The 23,523-nt window shown below is 38.7% G+C and carries 21 protein-coding genes and 5 tRNA genes; 11 read left to right on the forward strand and 15 right to left on the reverse strand.

Annotation, left to right across the window (positions count from 1 at the left end; all coding sequences use genetic code 11):
• Positions 1-17: 17 nt before the first annotated feature.
• From HMPREF1019_RS07990 to HMPREF1019_RS08020, 7 genes are all read right to left on the reverse strand, one after another.
• Entirely contained in the window at positions 18-983 is a 966-nt protein-coding gene (locus HMPREF1019_RS07990; RefSeq protein ID WP_009295217.1) for a UDP-glucuronic acid decarboxylase family protein, read from the reverse strand.
• On the reverse strand, positions 955-4,161 hold the full coding sequence (locus HMPREF1019_RS07995) for a radical SAM protein (RefSeq protein WP_009295218.1): 3,207 nt from the start codon (positions 4,159-4,161) through the stop codon (positions 955-957). The genes HMPREF1019_RS07990 and HMPREF1019_RS07995 overlap by 29 nt, the downstream gene beginning before the upstream one ends.
• Positions 4,137-5,765, reverse strand: a complete 1,629-nt coding sequence (locus HMPREF1019_RS08000) for a glycosyltransferase family 2 protein (RefSeq protein ID WP_009295219.1) — start codon at positions 5,763-5,765, stop codon at positions 4,137-4,139. Before HMPREF1019_RS08000 ends, HMPREF1019_RS07995 begins: the two co-directional genes overlap by 25 nt.
• A 63-nt stretch (positions 5,766-5,828) precedes the next feature.
• On the reverse strand, positions 5,829-7,502 hold the full coding sequence (gene ilvD, locus HMPREF1019_RS08005; protein WP_009295220.1) for a dihydroxy-acid dehydratase: 1,674 nt from the start codon (positions 7,500-7,502) through the stop codon (positions 5,829-5,831).
• A gap of 940 nt (positions 7,503-8,442) precedes the next feature.
• On the reverse strand, positions 8,443-9,570 hold the full coding sequence (locus HMPREF1019_RS08010) for a cytochrome d ubiquinol oxidase subunit II (RefSeq protein WP_232210189.1): 1,128 nt from the start codon (positions 9,568-9,570) through the stop codon (positions 8,443-8,445).
• Positions 9,560-11,095, reverse strand: a complete 1,536-nt coding sequence (locus tag HMPREF1019_RS08015; RefSeq protein WP_009295223.1) for a cytochrome ubiquinol oxidase subunit I — start codon at positions 11,093-11,095, stop codon at positions 9,560-9,562. Before HMPREF1019_RS08015 ends, HMPREF1019_RS08010 begins: the two co-directional genes overlap by 11 nt.
• A 1-nt stretch (position 11,096) precedes the next feature.
• On the reverse strand, positions 11,097-11,312 hold the full coding sequence (locus HMPREF1019_RS08020; RefSeq protein ID WP_009295224.1) for a DUF4492 domain-containing protein: 216 nt from the start codon (positions 11,310-11,312) through the stop codon (positions 11,097-11,099).
• 126 nt (positions 11,313-11,438) lie between these two features.
• Here HMPREF1019_RS08020 and HMPREF1019_RS08025 point away from each other — a divergent pair, with 126 nt between their 5' ends.
• The 5 genes from HMPREF1019_RS08025 (at position 11,439) to HMPREF1019_RS08045 (ending at position 16,560) form a co-directional block, all read left to right on the forward strand.
• Positions 11,439-13,073, forward strand: coding sequence for a CTP synthase (locus tag HMPREF1019_RS08025; protein WP_009295225.1), 1,635 nt, complete (start codon positions 11,439-11,441; stop codon positions 13,071-13,073).
• Between the two features lie 81 nt (positions 13,074-13,154).
• Positions 13,155-13,733: a membrane protein gene (locus HMPREF1019_RS08030; RefSeq protein WP_009295226.1), complete on the forward strand. Its 579-nt coding sequence runs from the start codon at positions 13,155-13,157 to the stop codon at positions 13,731-13,733.
• Between the two features lie 312 nt (positions 13,734-14,045).
• Positions 14,046-15,620 carry a single-stranded-DNA-specific exonuclease RecJ gene (gene recJ, locus HMPREF1019_RS08035; RefSeq protein WP_009295227.1) on the forward strand — a complete coding sequence of 525 codons (1,575 nt, stop codon included), beginning with the start codon at positions 14,046-14,048 and terminating at the stop codon, positions 15,618-15,620.
• 176 nt (positions 15,621-15,796) lie between these two features.
• Positions 15,797-15,958: a hypothetical protein gene (locus HMPREF1019_RS10025; protein ID WP_156786511.1), complete on the forward strand. Its 162-nt coding sequence runs from the start codon at positions 15,797-15,799 to the stop codon at positions 15,956-15,958.
• 119 nt (positions 15,959-16,077) lie between these two features.
• The gene (locus HMPREF1019_RS08045; protein WP_009295228.1) at positions 16,078-16,560 is read left to right on the forward strand and encodes a hypothetical protein; all 483 of its coding nucleotides are present in this window, start codon (positions 16,078-16,080) and stop codon (positions 16,558-16,560) included.
• Positions 16,561-16,578: 18 nt separating this feature from the next.
• Here HMPREF1019_RS08045 and HMPREF1019_RS08050 read toward each other — a convergent pair whose 3' ends face one another.
• On the reverse strand, positions 16,579-17,211 hold the full coding sequence (locus tag HMPREF1019_RS08050; RefSeq protein ID WP_009295229.1) for a protein-L-isoaspartate(D-aspartate) O-methyltransferase: 633 nt from the start codon (positions 17,209-17,211) through the stop codon (positions 16,579-16,581).
• Between the two features lie 60 nt (positions 17,212-17,271).
• Positions 17,272-17,397: a hypothetical protein gene (locus tag HMPREF1019_RS10545; RefSeq protein WP_262359245.1), complete on the reverse strand. Its 126-nt coding sequence runs from the start codon at positions 17,395-17,397 to the stop codon at positions 17,272-17,274.
• 193 nt (positions 17,398-17,590) lie between these two features.
• On the opposite strand from HMPREF1019_RS10545, the gene HMPREF1019_RS08055 reads away from it, so the two are divergent.
• Entirely contained in the window at positions 17,591-18,106 is a 516-nt protein-coding gene (locus tag HMPREF1019_RS08055; protein WP_034901546.1) for a hypothetical protein, read from the forward strand.
• Here the strand turns inward: HMPREF1019_RS08055 and HMPREF1019_RS08060 are convergent, their stop codons facing one another.
• The 6 genes from HMPREF1019_RS08060 to HMPREF1019_RS08085 all read right to left on the reverse strand — a co-directional run bounded on the left by HMPREF1019_RS08060 (position 18,107) and on the right by HMPREF1019_RS08085 (position 22,571).
• Positions 18,107-18,871, reverse strand: a complete 765-nt coding sequence (locus tag HMPREF1019_RS08060; RefSeq protein ID WP_009295231.1) for a carbon-nitrogen hydrolase family protein — start codon at positions 18,869-18,871, stop codon at positions 18,107-18,109. It lies immediately after the preceding gene.
• Positions 18,872-19,366 (reverse strand): hypothetical protein, encoded by a 495-nt coding sequence (locus tag HMPREF1019_RS08065; protein ID WP_222859712.1) that lies wholly within the window; start codon positions 19,364-19,366, stop codon positions 18,872-18,874.
• Positions 19,353-20,375, reverse strand: coding sequence for a ribonucleotide-diphosphate reductase subunit beta (locus HMPREF1019_RS08070; protein WP_009295233.1), 1,023 nt, complete (start codon positions 20,373-20,375; stop codon positions 19,353-19,355). The genes HMPREF1019_RS08065 and HMPREF1019_RS08070 overlap by 14 nt, the downstream gene beginning before the upstream one ends.
• A gap of 71 nt (positions 20,376-20,446) precedes the next feature.
• A complete protein-coding gene (locus HMPREF1019_RS08075; protein ID WP_009295234.1) occupies positions 20,447-21,571 on the reverse strand; it encodes a PepSY-associated TM helix domain-containing protein in 1,125 nt (374 codons plus the stop codon).
• 81 nt (positions 21,572-21,652) lie between these two features.
• Positions 21,653-22,441, reverse strand: coding sequence for a phosphotransferase (locus HMPREF1019_RS08080; RefSeq protein WP_232210180.1), 789 nt, complete (start codon positions 22,439-22,441; stop codon positions 21,653-21,655).
• Positions 22,442-22,495: 54 nt separating this feature from the next.
• Positions 22,496-22,571: transfer RNA gene (locus tag HMPREF1019_RS08085), tRNA-Ala, on the reverse strand.
• A 106-nt stretch (positions 22,572-22,677) separates the two neighbouring features.
• On the opposite strand from HMPREF1019_RS08085, the gene HMPREF1019_RS08090 reads away from it, so the two are divergent.
• From HMPREF1019_RS08090 to HMPREF1019_RS08105, 5 genes are all read left to right on the forward strand, one after another.
• Positions 22,678-22,752, forward strand: a tRNA-Gly gene (locus HMPREF1019_RS08090).
• Between the two features lie 8 nt (positions 22,753-22,760).
• Positions 22,761-22,847: transfer RNA gene (locus HMPREF1019_RS08095), tRNA-Leu, on the forward strand.
• A 7-nt stretch (positions 22,848-22,854) separates the two neighbouring features.
• A tRNA-Cys gene (locus HMPREF1019_RS08100) sits at positions 22,855-22,928 on the forward strand.
• A gap of 31 nt (positions 22,929-22,959) precedes the next feature.
• Positions 22,960-23,115, forward strand: coding sequence for a hypothetical protein (locus HMPREF1019_RS10140; protein ID WP_009295236.1), 156 nt, complete (start codon positions 22,960-22,962; stop codon positions 23,113-23,115).
• A gap of 57 nt (positions 23,116-23,172) precedes the next feature.
• Positions 23,173-23,262, forward strand: a tRNA-Ser gene (locus HMPREF1019_RS08105).
• The last annotated feature ends 261 nt before the right edge of the window (positions 23,263-23,523 follow it).

Below are 23,523 nucleotides of genomic sequence, written 5' to 3' on the forward strand. Positions count from 1 at the left end.
TATTTATGCAGATATATTTAGTTAGCTTGGCTTAAATTTAATTGTTTAAAATATGCTATCGTGCGCTCTAGTCCTTCAATAATGCCTATTTTTGGACTCCATCCGAGTAACTCTTTTGCGAGAGTAATATCTGGTTTTCGTCTCTTTGGATCATCAGATGGGAGTTTTTTATATACGATAGATGATTTTGAATTTACTAAAGAGATGATTTTATATGCAATATCTTTTATGCTGTATTCCTCTGGATTGCCGATATTAATGGGACCAATTATATCTATATCCATAAATTTTAAAAGCGCGTCTATTGTATCATCAACATAGCAAAAGCTTCTTGTTTGTGCTCCGTTACCAAAGATAGTTATATCGCTGTTTTTAAGAGCCTGCACTATGAAGTTACTGATTACTCGTCCGTCATTTTCGGTCATATTTGGACCATAGCAGTTAAAAAGGCGTGCAATTTTTACATCTATTCTGTATTGCCTCTTATAACTACTACACAATGCTTCGGCGGCTCTTTTGCCTTCGTCGTAGCAAGCTCTAACACCTATAGGATTTACATTACCCCAGTAGTTCTCTTTTTGTGGATGTTGTTGTGGATCGCCATAAATTTCGCTAGTTGAGGCTTGAAGCATTTTTGCTCCATATCTTTTTGCAAGACGCAAACAATTTATTGTGCCAATTAGACAAGTCTCGATGGTTTTTACGGGATCTTCTTGATATTTTATAGGCGAAGCAGGGCATGCTAGGTTATAAATTTCATCGACAAAATAGTCAATAGGCTTAGTAATGTCGTGCTCCATGAGAGTAAAATTTGGATGGTTTTTTAGATGAGCTATATTGGCTCTCGCTCCAGTGCTGAAATCATCAAGACATAAGACCTTGTGATGATCTTTAATGAGCCTTGCACACAAATGTGACCCGATAAAGCCAGCCCCACCAGTAACTAAAATCGTTTTACTCATGATCTCTCTTGTATCTATCATATATTTGTTTCCACGAAGGAGAAATTCTCTCTTTAAATGGCGCTTTTTCACATCTAGGGATAAAATCGCCATAGTTTGGCGCATAATCTTTAAAATTTCCGCAAAATTTGCAAAATTCCTTAAAGTGATCTTGTAAATTTTGTGTTGTTATCTCTTTTAGTGTTTTTATCCCTTTGTTACCACCTAAAACCCTATCTATGCCACCGCAAACTGAACAGGCGTAGTAGCCATTTTTATTTAAACCTAGACCACAATACGAGGCAACCCAGCACGCTGCAGAATAATCAGCATCTTTGAAATTTATATCATCGATCGGAGCATTGTTAAATGGAGTAAAATAATCAACTAAATTTTTAGTTTTAAACGAACCATAATCTATCCTAACATTTTTAAATAGCTCAGCTTGCTTACAAAGCTCTTTTGTTTGTTTTGTAAAGCCGTTTGAAACAACTTGGATAATAGTATCTTGACAAAAGCTATCCACATACTCTCTTTGTAAAATTTCAATAATACGTAAAAAATCTTTATGTAAAGTAGGCTCACCGCCCAAAATGTTAATAAGCTTCCATTTTTTATCAAAAATTTTACTTTCACTAATAAAACGCCTTATGTCATCAATCATCATGCCATCAGTCGAAGGGGCATATCCGCAGGATCTATTGCATCCTTTGCATTTTAGATTGCACTCAAATGTTATGTCGATTTCGATCATATCTAAATTTGAAAGAAATTTTTTTCGTCCTTTGACTACATCTTTTGGCGATAGCGGCGGTTTTTCAAGTATCTCTTTTATAGCCTGCTCTTTAAGCTCTCTGTTTGCGTCTTTTTTATCATAATCACGCTCGTAGTAGTAGTTGATAAAATCCATCTGCAATGGCGATGAACTCATTTGAGCAATAGGAACCATCATGGCGTAGTCATCGCATTTTTCTATCCATTTGCGCTTACTTAGCTTTGCTTCTTTATCTTCATACATAAAATACGAAAGTGGAATCGAATCAAAAAGATATTTTTTAAATGTTTTTAAATGTTGCCATACATTGCCACCAGTTTTACGTGGCTCCATAAAATTTACTGGATAGCGGTAGTGTGGCTCAAGTCTATACGTCTGATGAACTCGCCCGCAAGTCATATCTACGCCCCACATATCATACTTTTTATAAATATCAAAAAGAGCTTCTTTGCCTATTAGTGCATCATCGGTGTCGACGCATACGATGATTGATTCTGGGTTGTCGCAATAATAATGAATCGCTAGATACTCGCACTGCATTTTTGTTTGCAAAGTGCGACCTTTGATAAAAGTCACTTTATCTTTATATGGCTTAATGATTTGCTCGATAAATATCGAAATGCCAGAATTTGAGCAATCATCATAAAAAATAACTCCAAAATCTTGAAATGTTTGGCTAATCAAAGAAAACCACATACGTAAAAATTTATGAATAGTCAAATTTCTAAAACAAGAAAGCACTACCATCTTTTCACTGCGCTTTGGTGTGCACCACTCATAAAACGAGCCGTTGCAGTCAAACTCACCAAACTGCAAATTTGGGATATAACCCTGCTCAACTCTATCTAAGATATTTATCCAGCTATAAGCGTTTGTTTTTCTGTAGTTTTGTGGATGGATGTAAAAGCTTCGTTTATCTCCGCCTCTTATAGAGCAAAAACCGTTATCTTTTTGTAGTTTTTCTAGTGAGCGATACCAAGTAAGCTGTAGTTTTAAATTTTCATCAACCGTATTTGGTAAAGGCCTAACGCTAAAAAGTCGCCTTTTATCAAAAAGCCCCATTCTAACTTCTGGCACAAAACCGCCATTTTCAAAACCAAAATAAGCCTTGGATTCTTTGTTATAGATATTAAAACCGACAAATAAGACATTTTTATTTTTTTGAATTTCTCTTATCATGTCGGCTAAAAATGAGTGATTAATGTCTAGCCTGCCGATAAGTACATCGCTGTCCATCTGCAAAACATAATCCCCTTCGCATTTTTCAAAAGCATAAAGCTGCGAGCTTATCGGAATGTTTGTCGTTGAGTGTGTTTGACTAGTCTTGATATTAAACCACTCTTTGTTTATCCTAATTGTTTCACTAGCATCGTAAATAATAAATCTATCAATAACATGTTTTTGTTGTAAATTTTCCACAATATCTATAAGTTTTTTAAGATCGGTATTATATGTAAATTGCCTAGCAAAATCACTCTGCTTCGTGTCTATAGAAACCACAATTTCGTAAAAACTATTTGGATAAGAAAGCTGCCTGACGATATGCTTAATATTTGCTTCTATAGTTTGGACATCTTGCGCGCATGTTTTTATAAGTAGAGAAATCTTCTCTTCCAATGGCAACAAACTTTTATAGCCGATAGCGATCGACCGTGGTTCAAAATCATTGTTTTCATTTAAAAAAATGTCTGAAATTTGGATATCACAAAGATAGAGATTTTCTTTTATTTTTGAAAAAAATAGATCCTCAAGATGTGGGAGAGTTTTTGCATTATAAATCTCATACTCTAAGTCCGAAAATTTATTTATCGTCGCGTCTTTAAACGCTTTTTTGGACTCTGCAAATATTATATTAGAAAATACCTCGTTTATAAATTCGCGCGCACCTTCTAGCTCAGGTAAATTAAAATTATTAACCGCACTTCTTTGCAATTTTTTTAATTGCGGATTATCTCGCTCATGCAAAAACAGATACATCCTAACGCATGCGTTTAAAAATAGATTGTCGTTGTAATATACACTAGTATCCATATCGACTAATTTTAAATTTTCGCCTACTTTAATAAAATTCTCTTTTTTACAATCCTGCACTATAATCTTTTTTTGCCAGCACTCAGTTAAAAACAAAATAACATCTTTTTGTGTAAATTTATCTATTGGAGTGGATGGCTCATATTTGTATTTTTGAATAAATACGTTTTTATGCTCTATTATCTCTTCAAGATGATAAAACGACTTAAAATTTTCTTCTTCGAAGAAAAAAGTTAGATGCCTATAAGTATTCCATTTATTTTTGCCTTTAAAAAACGGCATGATAACTTTATAAACATGCGTACTATCGTGAAATACGACGCCCTCAAAACCTTGCCCAAGGTAATGGATATCTTTTAAACCAATGTCAACCAAAATATCTTTAGCTTTTAATTTTCTTTCTTCATTTTGCATAGCCGCATCGCTTCCTCATATAGTTGCTTCCTTGCGTTTAAGTACTTTTCTGTTTGTTTGTTATCTGCTGTTTTATTACCACTTAGATTATAAATCGTAAGCAAAATATCCTCGGTAAATTCTATTTTTTTATCACTTAACAAAAGTCGTACAAGTAAAAAATGATCTTCTGCACTTGAAATTTCAGGATAATCTTGCAGGCTATTTGGTGTCATAAAAACGTTGCAAGATGGAAGTTCGGCCTCGGCAATACCCTTGCTCATCTTTTTTAAACGATTTAAAAGATATGCTTTATTAGTAAGTTTTGACGTTGCTATATTAACACGGTCAATAATTTTTCCATCAAGCCTGAGATAGTTTCCTGCCACTAAAACATCAGACTTTTTGTCATCAAATTTACACTCTATCTTAGACAAAACATCTTCACTCGCATATTCATCATCAGCATCTAGCCGTCCAATAAATGATACATTTTCAAAAAGCATTTTTATATAGTGGTTTATATCATTTCTTGTTTTGGCTGTATGATGATTTTTTACATCTATTATCACTATTTTTTCGTTTTTAAGGATATCGCCAAGACTCTTTTTCCAATCATCACTAGAATCATCATCTGCTATCAAAATCCAAACATCACGTTTTACATCCTTTTGTGCGAGGATGGACTCCAAACAGCGACGAAGTGTATTTTTATTATTATGAACAGCAACGCCAATTACTATCTTTTTAGATTTGGTATTTTTATGAACGAGGTTAAAAATTTTCTTTATATTTGCAGATTCTTGATAGTTAAAAAGCTTTCTAGCTCTTTGTAAGGCTTCTTCGAGCAACTCTTTGGAGTAGAGCCTGATATATTTTATGTGAAAGCTATTTAAACCTTTTGTTTTAGAGATAAAATTTGACGTAACGCTATCTTTTGAAGCGAAGTGATTGACGAGTACTTTTGGGATAATCTTTATGTTTTTATTAGAATACTTTTGTAAAAAGCGAATCATCAAGTCTCTATCCGTACAACTTGCAAGTGTTTCATCAAATCCATCAATGGCTTTTAACACCCCAAAACGAAAAAACATGTTGCTGCCTTGAATGCCGGGATTACCTTTTAAAAAGTTACTGATGTTTATATCTTCCACCTCAAAAGAACTACACTTATCACAATCGCCTCGCTTTATAAAGCCAAAAACAGCATCAGGCATTCTGAACGATGATGTAATCACATCATAACAACTACTAATATACTCTTCATACCAGCTATCATCGTCATCTAAAATTGCCATATAGTCATAATCGTCTAAAAAATTTTTATACCATTTGATCCCGCAGTTCCAAGCCCCACTTCCGCTCATATTTGGCGTTTGTGAGTTTTTTATATAGTGAATTTTATTATTTTTTAGTTTTGAAATTCTCTGCTCTATATCTTTGCTTGTGGTTTCGTCTTGATTATCATCAACGATAAGGATATGATCTGGGGGTTTGCTTTGACTAAGAACGGAATTTAATGAACGAGAAAACAGCAAATCGTTTCTATTTAAAGATGAAGCTATTATCACGCCGATTTTAGGTTTTTTCATTATTTTTAAATTTTTATAAATTGCAAAAACCATACACTCAGTCAAGTATAGTTTTTGCTTTGCTTAAAAGAGTTTTATATCAACTCTACTATTTATTTACGCCTCTAGTATCGCTCCGTTGCTTGCGTTTGTGACTAGCTTTTGATACTGCCTTAGCCAGCGAGAGGTTAGCGCCTTATCGACTGGTTTAAATTCCACTCTTCTCTTTGCGATCTCAGCTTCGCTTAGGCGAACGTTTATCTCGTATTTATCGACGTCTATATCGATGATGTCGCCGTCTCGTAGCAAGCCTATCATGCCGCCCTCAGCTGCTTCTGGGCTTACGTGACCGATGCTTAGACCCCTTGTCGCCCCGCTAAAGCGACCATCTGTGATGAGCGCCACGTCCGCGCCAAGTCCTCGTCCCATGATGAGCGAAGTAGGGCTTAGCATCTCTTGCATGCCAGGGCCTCCGCGTGGGCCTTCGTAACGTATGACGACGACGTCGCCTTTATCTACTTTGCCACTTGAAATTCCAGCTATCGCTTCATCTTGTGAGTTAAAGCAGACCGCTTTGCCACTAAATTTACGCTCGCCAACGATGCCAGCTGTCTTGATGACACAGCCTTGCTCGGCTAAATTTCCAAACAAAATGGCAAGTCCGCCGACCTGAGAATAGGCATTTTCCACCCTGTGGATGACGCTTTCGTCTTTGATGTCGCTGGCACGTACTCGCTCGCCCAAAGTCTCACCACTAACTGTTAGGTTGTCCAAATTTAGCATGCCATGGTCTCTGCGTGAAATTTCTTTTATCACCGCATTCATACCGCCAGCTCTGCCGACATCCTCCATGTGCACGTTTGGCAAGCTTGGGCTGATCTTAGCGATGTGAGCGATGTTTTGACTGATCTTATTTAGCTCTTTTATGTCTAAATTTACGCCAGCTTCTCTTGAGATAGCTAGCATGTGAAGGACGGTGTTACTGCTGCCGCCCATCGCCATATCAACGACAAGTGCGTTGCGGATCGCCTTTTCATTTAGTATGTTTCTTATCTTAAATTTCTCATCAAGGGCGATCTGGCAGATCCTGCGAGCAGCCTGCCTGATGAGCTTCTCACGCTCTGGAGTTAGCGCTAGGATGGTGCCGTTGCCAGGGAGTGCTATACCCATCGCTTCGCAAAGCGTGTTCATAGAATTTGCCGTAAACATACCGCTACAGCTGCCGCCACTTGGACATGCGTTGCACTCGATATCTCTAAGCTCAGCCTCGTCTATCTCTTTGGTCTCAAATTTACCAACCGCCTCAAACGCAGTCGCAAGATCGATAGGTCTGCCATCTTTTGTGTGACCTTTTCTCATAGGACCGCCGCTTACAAAAATGGTCGGGACATTGACCCTTAAAGCACCCATAACCATGCCAGGGACGATCTTGTCGCAGTTTGGCATACAAACAAGCGCGTCAAGTGCGTGCGCGTTCATCACGGTCTCAATAGAATTTGCGATGATCTCGCGGCTAGGCAAGCTATATAGCATGCCCTTATGCCCCATCGCGATGCCATCATCGACGCCGATGCAGTTAAACTCAAACGGCACACAGCCATTTTTGCGAATTTCATCTTTTAAAATTTGAGCGTATTTGTTTAAGAAAAAGTGCCCAGGAATAATCTCTATAAAGCTGTTTGCAACGCCGATAAATGGCTTAGCAAAGTCCTCGTCTTTTAGCCCAGTCGCACGTAAAAGTGAGCGGTGTGGGGCTCTTGTGTAGCCTTTTTTGATTATATCGCTTCTCAAATTTGATCCTTTTTTTAAAATTTGAGAGGATTTTATCACATCTAAAGTATCAAAAATTTTAAAAGTTTTTACAAAATTTAAAAGAAAATTTTTAATAAGTTTTATAATGAAAATAACACGTTAAATTTAACTCTCTCTTAAAAGATAAGACGTATAAAATGAGATTTACTTCATTTTGATCAAAATACTATATAAATTGATAAAATAAAATTATCATATATATATCATGAATGCCAATTTAAAAGGCTTTGCTGTACCTAGATATAATAATATGCAAATCAAAGAGTTAATCATAAAATATTTTTGAGATTAATTTATATCAAGAAGATACTTTGTTCATTTGTTTGCACTGAAGAAATCGGATATGTGCAAAGTAAAAAAAAATTTACTCGATGAAGTAAATGAAACAATAAATTTATATTTAGAACCTGTAACAGAAATGGCGGCACGAAGAAGGCTTTAGAAGATAAAAAGCTAAGTAGAGAAATTTTAAAAGATAAATTTAAATCGATCTTTTTAAAATTTGGCCAGATAGATGAGGCTAGTTTTAAGAGTGCAATCCTTGCAAATGAGGAAGCAAAAGAGCTAAACGAGATAGCGATGGCTCTTGAGATAGACGAAGATGTAAGCTTGCTAGAGCTAGAGCGAGCGATAAATTTTTGACCTAACTAGCCTCAAAGAAGAAATTTATAAATTTCAGCATAATAACTAATACACTCGGTGTGAGAATGGGGCTTACACCAAATATTATGCTGATAAAATTTTTATTTCATGGATTTTTGTAAGAGTTGTTTATCTATATAAATTTAGGAGCAAATGCCCCTAAATTTTAGTTATTTGCGTCAAATTTCTTGAGAGAAAAGAGAACAAATTTGTAGCTAATAAATAGCGTTACTGGCCAAAGTATCAAAAAAATTCCTGCTTCTAACATCTTTTATCCTTAGTATGCGTGATGATCGTTTTTGATTTCATCTTGCGTGATCTTCTTGCTATCTATCGCTCTCCAGACGATGAAGATATAAGCAAGCACTACTGGCACTAGCAAGCTAACATAGGCCATAACGCCAAGTGTGTAGTGGCTAGAGCTTGCATTTTTGATAGTTAGCGAGCTAGAGAGGTCGCTAAATGACGGATAAAATGCAGTGCCATTTAGTCCTGTTATCAAAAATAGCGCGGTCACAGCAAGCGTTACGCCAACGCCATAAGCAAAAATTCCACGGATGCTTTTTGTAAATGCTCCTTGGAAAATTCCAACAAGCACCAAAAGAACGCCAACAAGTAGTAGCACGCCAGCGACAGGCATCTCGATCAAATTTATAGCGTATTTGTAAGCAACAAGGCTAACTACACCGTTTGCGTCGTATGCAAAGCCATCTTTTGTAAGTATCCAAGCAAGAAAGCCTAAGAAAAATGGCAAGAATAGCACGGTGTTGATAATTAGCTGTTTTCTAGCGTTTTGTATAAATTCGCCATCAGCGATGTTGTTCATAAGATATAAGCAGCCACCTACGCGAGATAAGAAAAACATAGCTATACCAAGTAAGTATAAGTAAGGATTTGCCAATGCTTCAAGTCCGCGAAACGGAGTCTTCCACTCGACAAAATTGTGCTCATTTAGCACAAAGTCGCTGCCACTAAAAAATGTACTAACCGCCATACCAATAAGGATAACGCCAAGTGAGCCATTTATGAAAAGGAAAATTTCATAAGTTCTAGCACCCAAGAAGTTATCAGGCTTTTTGCGGTACTCGTAGCTTACAGCTTGGATGATAAAGCAAAATAAGATAGCCAGCCAAACCCAGTAAGCGCCACCAAAACTAGTAGCGTAAAATAGCGGGAACGCCGCAAAGCACGCGCCACCAAACATAACAAGCGTCGTAAATGTAAGCTCCCATTTTCTACCGATAGAATTTATGAGCATATCTTTTTTAAGCTCGTCCTTGCCAAGGCTAAAGATGAGCGTTTGGCCACCTTGAACAAACATCATAAATACCAAAAGTCCACCAAGAAGGCTAACTATAAACCACCAATAAATTTGTAAATTTTCTAAGCTTAAACTATGCATGATCGTTAAATCCTATCTTTATTTGCTTAAGCATGATCTTGATCTCAGCTATTAGCAAGACCGTAAATAAAACAGCAAATAATATAAATGAAATTTTGACATTTGAGTCAGATAAATTTGTAGCTCCGACGCCAACGGTCATGAGATCTTGTATCGCCCATGGCTGACGACCGACCTCTGCTACTATCCAGCCAGTCTCAGCTGCGATGTAGCCAAGCGGTATGGTAAAGAGGCAGATCCACAAAAATGCTCTTATGTTTTCAAATTTATATTTTCTTGAGAGATTTAGATAAAGAGTGATAGCAAAAAGAGCTATGAAGTAAGTGCCAAGTGCGACCATGATGTGGAAGCTATAAAATGTAAGTGCAACTGGTGGCACAGCATCTTTTGCGTCCTTAAGATAGCCATATCCTAAGAAATTTAGGTTGCTCTCTAAATTTGAAAGTGAGCTTTTCATCAAGCTCTCGTCATTTGCTTTTTTAGCCTCTTTGTAGTTTTTAAGAGCTTCGATAGCTACTTTGCCTTTTGCCATCTTCTCTTCTACGCTTATTAGATTGTGCTCGCTGTTGCCATAAAGTAGGTCATTTATGCCCGGTGTAAATGAGTCAAGCTCTCTGTTTGCCATGATGCCAAGTGCGTAAGGCACCTTTATCTCAAATAAAAATGGCTCGCTCTCATCGCCAAGCTTTTTAGCTGGGTTTAAAATGCCAGCAGCAACTAGGCCAGCGTTAGTTTCGCCCTTGTAAAGTCCCTCCATGGCTGCTAGCTTCATAGGCTGCTTTTGAGCTGCAAGATATGCGCTCTCATCGCCGCTAAGTAGCAAAAATGCCGAAGTGATAAGGCCAAATGCGCTAGCAACGACGATGCTTTTTTTAGCAAGCAAGATGTGGCGTTTTTGGATCAAAAACCAAGCAGAAATTCCTATCACAAAAAGAGCTGAGATAGTGTAACCACTAGTTACTGTGTGTAAAAATTTAGTGATACCAACTGGATTTAGAGCGACTTCAAAGAAATTTTGCATCTCCATTCTAGCGGTATCTGGGTTAAATTTCATGCCTATTGGATACTGCATCCAGCCATTTGCGATCAAGATCCAAAGTGCGCTTAAATTTGAACCTATCGCAACAAGCCAAGTTGAAAGTAGGTGAAATTTCTTGCTAACTTTATCCCAGCCAAAAAACATAATGGCAAAAAATGTACTCTCCATGAAAAATGCTAGCAAGCCCTCGATCGCAAGCGGAGCGCCAAATATATCGCCTACAAACCAGCTGTAATTCGCCCAGTTTGTACCAAACTCAAACTCCATGATGATGCCAGTTGCCACGCCAATAGCGAAATTTATACCAAAGAGCTTTAGCCAAAATTTCGTTATCTCAAGCCAGGCCTTATCGCCAGTTTTGACATATATCGTCTCCATAATGGCGATGATAAAACTTAGCCCCAACGTAAGCGGGACAAACAAAAAGTGGTAAATGGCAGTCAGCGCAAACTGAGCCCTAGACCAATCAACAAAATCCATCTCAGACATTTTATTCCTTTATTAAATTACGAATTACAAATTCGCTTTTTTCTTCGTCGGTTTGAAATTTGGTATTAAGGGTCTCGTCAAAGATGAAGACCTTTAATATCCCAAACATAATGATAAGCTTTATCGCTATGAGAAGCCATAGTTTCTTGCCTATTTTCATATTTTTAAAGCCGTCTATATATAAAGAGGCGATGTTTTTTAAGCAGTTTTTAATCATGATGTCGAAGTCTATAACAAAAAAACTTAAAGAATAATTTTTAAAAATTGCAAGATTAATGCCTTACTAAATATTTAAGGGGTATAATCGGCAGATTAAAAAATAACTAAAGTTAAGGAAATTTTGATGGCAAAAGAGACGAAGTATATTTTTATCACAGGTGGTGTTTTAAGCTCACTTGGAAAAGGCATCGCAGCTGCGTCTATCGCGACATTACTTAAAAATTCTGGCTTAAAGGTGAGCGTCTTAAAAGCTGACCCATATATCAACGTAGATCCAGGCACGATGAGCCCACTAGAGCATGGCGAAGTCTTTGTCACAGATGATGGCGCTGAAACAGACCTAGACCTTGGTCACTACGAGAGATTTTTAGATGAGAGCCTAAGTCAAGATAATAACTTCACAACGGGCAGAGTTTATAGCTCGGTTATCGAAAAAGAGCGCCGTGGCGACTACCTTGGAAAGACTATACAAGTGATCCCTCACATCGTTGGCGAGATCGTTGATCGTATCAAAAAAGCAGGCGAGGGCAAAGATGTGCTCATCGTTGAGATCGGCGGAACCGTTGGCGACATCGAGGGACTACCATTTTTAGAGGCGATAAGGGCGCTAAGAGTAGAAGTTGGTAAAAAAAGAGCACTAAATATCCACCTAACGCTTGTGCCATTTATCAAAGTAGCTGGCGAGCTAAAGACAAAGCCAACCCAGCACAGCGTAGGCGAGCTAAGACGCATCGGCATAACCCCAGATATCATCATCTGCAGATCTGAAATGCCACTAAACCGCGAGCTAAAAGATAAGATCGCAGCAAGCTGTGGTGTGGAGAAAAACTGCGTCATAGAGAGCTTAGACAGCGCAAGTATCTATCAAATTCCACTTTCATTTTTAAAGCAAGATATATTAACGCCGATCGCTGAAAATTTAGGCTTTGGCGAGCTAAAACCAGACATGGCAAACTGGGATAGCCTAGTAAAAAGGATCATCGCTCCAACAAACGAAACAACGATTGCTTTTGTAGGCAAATATATAGATCTAAAAGAGAGCTACAAGAGCCTAACTGAGGGCATCATCCATGCTGGAGCAAATTTGGACGCTAGGGTAATTTTACGCTGGATAGATAGCGAAAAGATAGAAGAGAGTAATGTAAATGAGCTTTTAAAGGACGTGGATGGCATATTAGTAGCTGGCGGCTTTGGAGAAAGAGGCGTTTTAGGCAAGATGCAGGCTATAAAATTTGCTCGTGAAAATAAGATCCCATATCTTGGAATTTGCCTTGGTATGCAGTTAGCGATGATCGAGTTTGCAAGGGATGTTTTGGGCTTAGAAGATGCAAATTCTATGGAATTTAACAAAGAGTGTAAAAATCCTATCATCTATCTAATAGATAGCTTCATCGATGCTCACGGCAAAAAGCAGATAAGAACGCACACAAGCCCACTTGGCGGCACTATGAGGCTAGGTGCTTATAACTGCGACATCAAGCCAAAGACGCTTTTGGCTGAAATTTATGGCAACGCAAAGAGCGTAAAAGAGCGCCACCGCCACCGCTACGAGGCAAATCCAAAATACAAAGAGACCTTTGAAAAGGCTGGCCTAATAGTAAGTGGCGAAAGCGACGGACTAGTAGAGGCGATCGAGCTAAAAGGCCATCCATGGTTCGTAGGCGTGCAGTGTCACCCTGAATTTACTAGCCGCTTAACTAGACCAAACCCTGTGATACTAGGCTTTATCAAAGCAAGCTTGGCTAATCACGTAAAATGATAAATTTGCAAAAAATATTTAAGTAAAGATAAAGTATATGATACATAAAATTGTAGTGCAATTACTATTGAAAGGATTAACATGAAAAATTGTGTTTTAAAAGGTGTTTTAGCACTTTCACTTGCTAGCTCATTTGCATTGGCTGAAGGTGGATTTGCTGGAGTTGAGGGTGGCTATGATTTTAGCTCAAAGCTAACTAGCGGTGGTAGCATAAAAGATAATAGACCAAACATAGGCATAAAAGGTGGTTATGATTTTGATACAGCTAGAGTTTATGGTGGATATTTCTACCATGCTAAAGCTAAAGACAGCTATAGCAATATAGTGGATGCAAAATGGACAAATCATAAATTCGTAATAGGTGGTGACTACACACCAACCATAGCTGACAACTTTAAACTAGTTGCTGGTCTTTATACTGGTCTTTCAGTGATCAATTTTGATGCTACTGCTAATACAAATGCGGGCAGACTAATATATGATGTTACAAAGTCTGGCTGGTTATTTGGTGCTAAACTAGGTGGTGAGTATAGTTTTGATAAAAATAATGCACTTGAATTTGGCTTAAAAGCTGATAAGTCTTGGTATTCTTCATCTGATTATATTGATCTTAAAACAACAGATGTTGGCGCTTATCTAGGCTACACATATAAATTTTAATTTTTGGGGTCTTATGACCCCTTATTTTTACTTAAAATTTCTCTCATTTTTTACTTCAAATTTACAATGGCTAATTTATAAAGAGTATCAATTTAACAAAAGTTTTTTGCCCTAAAAATCTTACTTTCAATGAAAATTATAAGAAATTAAATTTCAAAAAGATATAATCAAAGCATTCAAAATAAAGACGAAAGATTACGATGAAAAAAAAGCATTTTTGTTGCCAAATTTTTGGCAGTTTGGGCGTAAATTTAAGTGAGCAAATAGCATTAGTAAAAGTTGGCAGGGCGTCAAAAAGTCCTTGCCAAAGCTATGTTAACTAAAGAGGATATTAGGAATTTACTAGCACGTAGATTTTGTAACGACATACACAAAAAACTTAGTGAAATTCCAACGCCAAGCGCTCTAAAGGATATCTACAAAGGCGCTAATCGCATCAAAGAAGCGATCGAGAGAAATGAACACATCGCTATTGTTGGCGATTATGACGTTGATGGCGTGGTTTCAAGTGTGATTTTAGCCGAGTTTTTTGATGATCTTGGCGTAAAAAACTACCTAGTAAAGATCCCAAACCGCTTTAAGGATGGATACGGCTTAAACCCTGAGATCATAGACGAGCTTGCAAGCGATGTGAGTCTAATAATCACCGTCGATAACGGCATCTCAGCTAATGAGGCAGCTAGTATCTGCAAAGAAAAAGGCATCGATCTTATCATCACAGATCACCACATGCCACCAGCCGTTTTACCAGAAGCCTACGCCATCATCAATCCAAAACAAGAGGACTGCAACTTTCCAAATATCGAAATTTGCGGCGCTGAAGTGGCTTGGTATTTAGTCGGCGCGCTAAAGGATGTTTGCAAGCTAAACTACGATATGAGCAAGTTTTTAGAGCTTTTAGCCATCGCTATAATAGCTGATATGATGGAGCTAAGAGATATGAACAGGATGCTTGTTCGCATGGGTATTTGCAAGCTAAACGCCTCTAAGCGCTCGGCATTTTGCGTGATAAAAGAGTTTTACGGCAAGGATAAATTTGAGTGTGATGATATCAGCTTTCTTATAGCGCCTCTTATAAATTCAGCCGGACGCATGGACGATGCGATGAATTCATTTAACTTCTTGCGTGCAAAGAGCATCGAAGAGGCTTATAACTACCTTGATACGATTATCGAGTTTAACAACTCCAGAAAAGAGGAGGAGCGCCAACTCTTTGAGTGCTCGCTAAAGGACGTAAAAGAGGACGATGAGGTCATCATCACTTGGGGAGAGCAGTGGCATGAGGGCGTGATAGGCATCGTGGCTAGCCGCCTGGCAAAACACTTTGCAAAGCCAGCTATTGTCTTTAGTATCGATAAGGGCCGAGCAAAAGGCAGTGCTAGAAGCATTGGCAAGCTTGACATCTTATCGCTCATCGCAAGCCACGAAGATCTGCTAACAAGCTACGGCGGTCACAAAGGTGCAGCAGGGCTAACTCTTGCGCCTGAAAATTTGGAAAAATTTAAAGATGCTATAAATAAAAGCTGCTCATGCCTAAATATGCAAGAGTGTAAAAGCTCAGATGAGCTACTTGGTGACATAATGCCAAGCGAGATCGACTTTGAGCTACTTGAAATTTTGGAATTTTATGAGCCGTATGGACAGAAAAATCCGCGCCCAGTCTTTAAGATAGAAAACGCTGTCGTGAAAAACGAGAGGCTCATAGGTAGGGATCAAAACCACTTAAAACTTATCTTGCAAAAAGACAACAAGACGCTTGAGGCGCTATTTTTCAACTTCACAAGGCACGTTAGAGTAGGTGAAATGATAGATATCATCTTTTGCGTATCTAAAAATTCGTTCCGCGGTCTTGTTACGCCACAGCTTTTGATAAGAGAAATTTTATAGCATTTTGCCTAGTCGTTTGAAATTTAACGACTAAATATTCTTAAAATTAAAATGCTGACTACACACCAAATATCACAGAAAATTTTAAAGCTGTACTTGGCGGTTATGCTGGTCTTGGTTATCTAAGTGTTAGACAAAGCTTTGAAAACGAAACTAGCAAGAAAAATTTCAAAGGCTTGCTAGTTGGCGCAAAAGCTGGTGGTATCTACTCATTTGACGCTCACAACGCGCTTGAGTTTGGTCCAAAAGCTGATAAGACATGTTATAAGAAAAACAGCGGTGCTCAGCTAAGAGATACAAGTGTGGGAATTTATACAGGCTACACTTATAAATCCTAATTCAAGGCAAGGCTTAGGCTTTGCCCTCCATAAAAACTCACATTTATTCTTTAAATTTATAACTCAAGCAACTTTTAAGTGGCACAAGATAGAATGGCTCTTATATAAAATGGAGAAAAATGAAAACAAAATCGCTTCTTGCCATTGTGCTCTGTGTCGTTTTTGGTAGCTTTGCTTTTTGCGAACCACTAAGCCAGCCAATGCTAACAAAAAGTAGAAATTTAGTTGGTCAGACAGTGCCAGGTGCTATTTTGGGCGTTAAAGTGCCAAAGGAGTATCAAGCGAAATTTGACAGCGCAAAGCCTAGGATGCAAGAATTTTTAGCAAATATGGCATGTTATAAGGCTAATAAAAATGATAAATTTATGGAAGGTGGCACAAGGGCACCTGCGCTACGAAGAGATGATAGCCATTTAAAAAGGGCTAGTGGCACTTGTAGCGACAGCGTCGATATCTTGAGTATAGAAAATGTGAAATTTATCGCCAAAAATGCATTTAGTTTTAGCGTTACATTTATCACAGCAGATAGCGAAGAGGTAGCAAAATTTGATGATATTGTATTTATGCAGCACCCTAGCGGTGAGTGGCTGGTTAGGTGGTAGTTGTAGAGGTAAAAGCCTCTACTCTCTGCCCTCAAGAAGTGGCACAAAAAGGCACTCGTCTAAAAACTCTTTTTCTAAATTCCCACTCTCATCTTTTCTAAATTTAGCGATAAACTGTTTGCCATCTTTTTTCATCGGAGCGACCAAGATGCCGCCATTTTTTAGCTGGCTAAATAAATTTGGCGAGATCTCATCAGCAGCAGCCGAGAGTAGAATTCTATCAAACGGCGCATAGCTTCGCCAGCCGTTGTTGCCATCATCATATCTTACGTGCACGTTTTTGATCTTTAGCGCCTCGAAGCGTTTTTTGGCCTCCATGGCTAGCTTTTCTATGCGCTCAACGCTAAAAATTCTATGCGCGAGCTTGCTTAGTATCGCTGCTTGATAGCCGCTGCCACAGCCTATTTCTAGGATATTATCCACATTTTCGCACTCTAGCGCCATCGTCATCTTTGCCACCGTTAGCGGCGAGCTGATCCACTGATTACCCAGTATCGGCTGCGCGTCAAGCTTGTAAGCATGTGCCGGGATAGGCACGAAAATTTCGCGCTCGGTCGTTGATATCGCGTCAAACAAAAGCGGACTTAGCGTGATCTCATCGGCTATGTCGCTAGCTAAATTTTGGCATTTTATCGCTTCTAATTGGGTCAAAATTTCTATCCTAAACAAATTTTAAATCGTTATTATACGATTTAAAGCTTATCTTAAAATTTATAAAAGCCCTAAATTTTTCTTTATCTGTGTGATCAAATTTGCGTCAAAAACTGCGCTTTTCTCCAGCGTGCCATCTGGCAAAAAGACCCCAGCGAGCTCAAGATCAAGCGAGCTTGAGATCATGACGTAGCAGTTATTTGCGATCGCAAGTGCGAATATATCGCCGATCGTAGGTCATGGTGGTGTATTTCGATTTTTACGAGCGGTCGAATAATATCCTTTTTAAATACGTTTTACATCAAATTACATCAAATAAACTTAATATAAGTGGGATAGTTATAAAATCAAACCAATTTTAAATGATATAAGGAAAAACGTGAAAACCTCGGATATTATTATGAGTGTTATAGGTATAATTTTTATAATTGGCGTAATTTATTGCGCAATAAAGCGCCATAAAAGTAATGAAATAACTATATTTTATTCATATATTGATTTTAGCATGGCATTTGGAATAAGTACATTAGGACTTACATATTATCTTTTTTCTGACAAAACAGAAAAAACTGTTACTATTTTACTTTTTATTCATTTTTTGGTAGCTATATGGCAATTTTATATATGTTTTAAAAGTAATAATAGCTTAAAAAACGCCTTTTTGGCATGGATTGTTCAAATGCTTTTAACTTATATCTTTATTTTTGTAATACTGGTAATTATGGCATTTAGTGGAGCTGGAAAAAGAAAAAAATATGAGAGAAAGATTACATATCAAAAAAGACAAAGGGCTGCTAATGCTGCCGCCATGGCAACTATATTTGGTGTAATTTTTTGGCTTAAGGATTCTGTATGCAGAGTGGAGAGTGGATGGCTGGGTATTGCCAAAAAATAGTTAAAGTCCTAAATTTAGTTTAATTTCAAGGATCAGGCTTGGATCAAATTTAACTTCTTTTGCAAACTCACCGCTTGGTAAAAACACGCCCGAAACTTCGAGATCAAGCGAGCTTGAGATCATGACGTAGCAGTTGTTTGCGATCGCAAGCGCCTTGCAAAGGCTAAGGTAGGCGTTCTCTCTGGCCTTGCCCCACATGGCTGGCACCATGATGATGTCGCACCCCTTTAGCTTTGCCCAAAGCCTGCTATCACGCAGCTCAAAGCATATGAGCACGCCAAGCTTTAGCCCTTTAAATGTAAATGCACTTATATCGCTCACCTCGCCAGCTGCAAAGATCTCATGCTCTAAATTTGGCCTAAAAAGCTCGGCCTTAAACTGCGAATGAAAGACGTTGTTTGAGTTAAGAAGTAAAAATTCGTTATAAATTTTTGGTTGGTGCGGATTTAGATTTGAAATTTGAGCTAGCCCTGCGCTTTTGTTTAGGCTGCTAAGGTGCGTAAAACCAAGAAATTTATCTGGGCTAAGCGCCTCTTGCAAGCGCTCAATCAGCATCGCATCAAAGCTGCCTATCATGCCACCAAGCATCGCTTTGTTCGCCCCAGCAAAAAAGCCATCAAAGTCGTAGCCGCTTATGCAAAGCTCACTTGCAAGCAGGAGAGAGTTTTCAGGTGCAGCCTCAACTAAATTTGCAAGCTCTTCTAGTCGCTCGGTAGTATTTTTTGCCTTTAAAGTTAGGCTTATTAGGTTTAAATTTTCGCTCATTTATTTTCCAAATACAAATGTAGTTTGCTTTGGCGCATGACAATCTGCAGGTATCCTAAAATCCATATCCGTGCCGCCGATATCAGGCGTTGGCTTTAGCAAAACAGTTATGGCTGTGATCTTATCATCACGCCCTGAAAGCGGGTCGTTAAAGACCCAGACCTCATAAGAAAACGAGGTTTTATCGTCAAAATATACCATCCTAGTCTCTTTTAGGTCGCTATATTTGAAGTTACACGCCTTATTTATCTCTTTAAAAACATCAACAACAAGTGCAGAGCCAATAGGCGCTATACTTGGCCAAACATCGCCAGCTGGCATGCTTTGGTAGGTGACGGCATCTTTAGTTTCGTTTGTTTTTGCAAGTATGTAAGGGTTAAAGCTGTTTAATAAATCCTTATTTGCTATGCTAATAGCTCTTTCATTGCTACTACTCGCACACCCCACAAAAAGTACGCAGGCAAGGGCTAAGATGCCATTTTTAAAAGTCATCAAAGCTGATACTTCCCTTGCTATAGTTCGTCACCTTTGCTTCAAAGAAATTTGACTTTTGGTCGTTAAATTTCGCAAAGTCATCGACCCATTTGATCGGATGAGCAACGTTGTATTTGCGTTTTAGGCCGATCGCAACTAGACGTTGATCTATGAGATAGTGGATGTACTGCTCGATGATATCATCAGTAAAGCCCATTATTTGGTTTTGGGTGATGTATTTGCCCCATTTGATCTCTAAATTTCCAGCTTTTTCAAACATATCATAAATTTTTGCCTCAGTTTCAGTTGTGAAAAGATCAGGCCTCTCTTTGCGGACTGAATTTATCATGTTTTGAAACAAAAGCAGGTGCGTGATCTCGTCGCGTTGGATGAAGCGTATCATCTGTGCTGAGCCCAGCATCTTGCCAGCGCGAGCTAGAGCGTAGATCGCTGTAAAGCCGCTGTAAAAGTAGATGCCCTCTAAAATTTGGTTCGCAACCATCGCAAGAAGCAGCTTCTCGTCAGTCACTTCGCCTGCAAGCTCCTCATAGACGCTTGAGATGTAGTCGTTTTTCTCGCGCAAGACGTCGTCGTGCTTCTCCATCTCGTAGATGAGGTCGGTGTTGTCGCAGATCGCTTCGACCATGACAGCGTAAGACTTGCTGTGGTTCGCCTCTTCGTAGGCTTGGCGGCTTAGCACGGCGTTGATCTCTGGTGCGGTGATGTAAGGGTTGATGTTGTCAGCTAGGTTGTTTGTCTGGAAGCTATCCATCGAGATGAGCTGGCTCCAGACTAGGTCGTACATGCGTTTTTCAGCCTCTGTGAGGTTGTAGGCGTAGTCGCGCACGTCGTCGGTGGTGTCGACCTCTTTTGGAAACCAGGTGTTTGCCTCCATGAGGTCCCAAAGCTTTAACGCCCACTCGTATTTTGCCTTGGTGAAATTTAAAATGCCGTGTGGGTTGCCGTTAAAGACTCTTCTGTCAGTCAAATTTTCATTTGAACTTGGGTTGTAGATGCGTTTTCTGTTCATAAATTTCTCTCTTGTTTGTGGTAAAAATTTCTTAAAATCTTACCCAAAGCAAGGTAAAAATTTACTTTTATTTAGATGGCTTTGCTCCTTTTTATGGTCATCAAAAAGCCAGTTATTATTAGTAAAACGGCGATCACGCAAGAGATGGCAAAGACGATCTGACCGACCTCGCCAAACATCTCTCCAGTGTGCAGGCTAAGCACCTTGCGGCCAGCCTTTTTTGCCTCTGGGATACTTTCAGCCTTGCTAACAAGCTTGTTTTCTTTGATCTTACCAGCGCTCGCGTCAAGTTTTAGTTTGCCCACTTGGCTCTCGCTAGTTTCGTAGTTTATGGTGTAGGTGCTTTGGTTGTTTTCAGGCACATTTATCGTGAGTGATTTTAGCTCTAGTGTGACATTGTCTTTAAAAATTTGCTCCGCAGCCTCGATCTCTTTAAATTTATCATCGCTTATCGGAGTCAAATTTCTTTGAGGCATTGCCCTTTGCGCCTGGCTTGGTTTTAAGTCGAAAAATATGCTATTTACACCGCTTCTGACCCAGCCATAAGACCAGTAAAGGCCAGTTAGCGACATCACGACAAGCAGGATCGCCACGTATGTGCCAAGGCTCGTGTGGAGGTTGTAAAAGCAGGCGTAGCCCTTTGCACTTGGCTTGATTTTGAGCGAATTTAGCAAATTTCGCTTGATCGCTGGGGCATAGAGGATGAGGCCGCTGATGGCAAGAAGCACCATGATGATGGAGCTAATGGCAACTATTTGCTTGCCGATGTTGGCTGGGACTTTGCTATCAAGCAGGGCAAGGCCTAAATTTCTATGTAGGCTTAGTATTATCATGCGAGTTTTCTCGCCCCAGTCCTCGCTGATCACCTCGCCGGTGCGGGGATCGACAAAGAAATTTCGGAGTTTTTTGTCTTTGGTGACGCTGATGCTATAAGCTTTGTTTTCGCCGCCGATTTGCACGTTTTCAAGCGTGTCAAATTTGATCTCGCTTTTTGCTTTGGCGAGGATCTCGCTTAAGCTTAAATTTGGCTTTTCGCTAGGCGTTAAATTTATATATTTTTCATTTATCGCAGACTTGATCTCCTCTCTATAAGAGGCAAATGGCGCCGCAAGTGTCATGATAAGTAGCGGTATAGTCGCTATTAGACCGATTATTAGATGGATGTTGAAAATGATTTTGTTACGCTTGAAAAGCATATATCTCCTTTTAGATTTTAATAACGAATATTAATTTATTTTTTGTTAAGCAGAGATAAAATTTAGAAGATTATTTTTTAGTTATCTTGATGTGATTTTTGATTTTGCGGCTGGCAAAAGTAGATCAAATGTTGAAATAGCCGCATTTAGATCTTTTTTGTCTAAAAATTTAAACGGCCTTAGCAGGTAGTAAAGTGGTTTAAATTTCACTATTAAGCGCAAAGAGTGCTCGTAAATTTCGCTGCCATTAGCCTTAATGTACTCATCAATCGCCTCCTTTACAAGCTCGTTTGAAATTTTTTGTCGGTAGAGCTCGTGGATGAAAACTAGCAGGTCACGGCACTTTCTAAGCTCTAGATCATCGCTAAAAAATTTTGACTCAAAATCTAGAAATTTTATCTCGTCATTTTTTATGGCGATATCCCTAAGTGCTGGGCGTCCGTGTGCGAAATTTAGCGCGTGAAGTCCAGCTAATGCGCGGGCTGCTTTTAGTAAAATTTCATGCTTAAAATTTTCATCGGTGCTATATTTAAATAGCCTAGCAACTGGCTCGCCAACATCTTCTATAACGAAAAATTCATCACTTTTTAGCACTAGTTTTGGCGCAGGAGCATTTGCTTCGTTTAAAATTTCAAGCTTTTTAATCTCAGCAGCAAATGACTTATAAGGATTTGGTTTAAAAATTTTAGTTAAAAAGCTGCCTTCGATGCTCTTTTCAATGCGTTTTAACCAAAATTTTTGCCCATCAAATTCAAAGCTAAATACACGCTCGTCATGGTGATTTTTTAAAATTTCATTTACATATTGTTTTAAATTATACATTTTGTTAATGTAGCGAAAGAATTCTAAATTTTTACATATATTTGACATAAAATTTCATGAAAAACGTGAAAATATTTGTTAGCAAAAAAAGAGAGTAAAACATGGTGGAGTTAAGCGGGATCGAACCGCCGACCTCTTGAATGCCATTCAAGCGCTCTCCCAGCTGAGCTATAACCCCAAAAAAGATTTGGTATTTTATCTTTTTATGCCTTACAATATTTTGAAATTTACATTTTGCAAAATAAATTTTTAAGCAACTTTTGGGTAACATTGCAATTTTTAATGCGGGAATAGCTCAGGGGTAGAGCACAACCTTGCCAAGGTTGGGGTCGCGAGTTCGAATCTCGTTTCCCGCTCCATTAAATTTGCCCGAGTGGCGGAATGGTAGACGCAAGGGACTTAAAATCCCTCGGTAGTTTTTACCGTACCGGTTCAAGTCCGGTCTCGGGCACCACCAAAACGGCGACATGGCCAAGTGGTAAGGCATGAGCCTGCAAAGCTTTGATCCCCGGTTCGAATCCGGGTGTCGCCTCCAACTTCAAAAATAACTACATAAAGGGATAACGATGAAAAAATTGCTTTTAATAGTATGCATGGCATTTTTTGCGGTAGGTTGTTCAAACACTTGGCACGGCGTAAAAGAAGATACGCATAATGCTAAAGAATGGACTAAAGAAAAGGTTAATAGCGGCGCTAGTTACGTCAAAGAAAAAACAGAATAATTCTTAGTGGTTATAGCAAATTTTAAGCAAAGTTGGCTATAATCACAAATCTTTAATCGGGAGATGGCTGAGCGGTCGAAAGCGGCGGTCTTGAAAACCGTTGAGGTGTGAAAGCCTCCTGGGGTTCGAATCCCTATCTCCCGGCCACTTCAAATTTCAAATCACTTTTTAATTTTAATTTTTTAGAATTTGGGTTCAATATAACTCAATATAAACATGATCTATGTTAAATTGTGGCAAAAACTGTGTTCTTGGAAAAGCTAAAAATAGCAGAATTTTAATCTCAAAAAAGTGTGAGAACAAAGTAAATTTAACGCTTGGATGAAAATATACAAAAGTTACCTTGACACTAAAGAGCAAAAGGCAATAAATGTGCCTTACAAAATGGCGAAACAAGCGTCGTTTTAA

Source organism: Campylobacter sp. 10_1_50 (assembly GCF_000238755.1).
Lineage (GTDB): Bacteria > Campylobacterota > Campylobacteria > Campylobacterales > Campylobacteraceae > Campylobacter_A > Campylobacter_A concisus_R.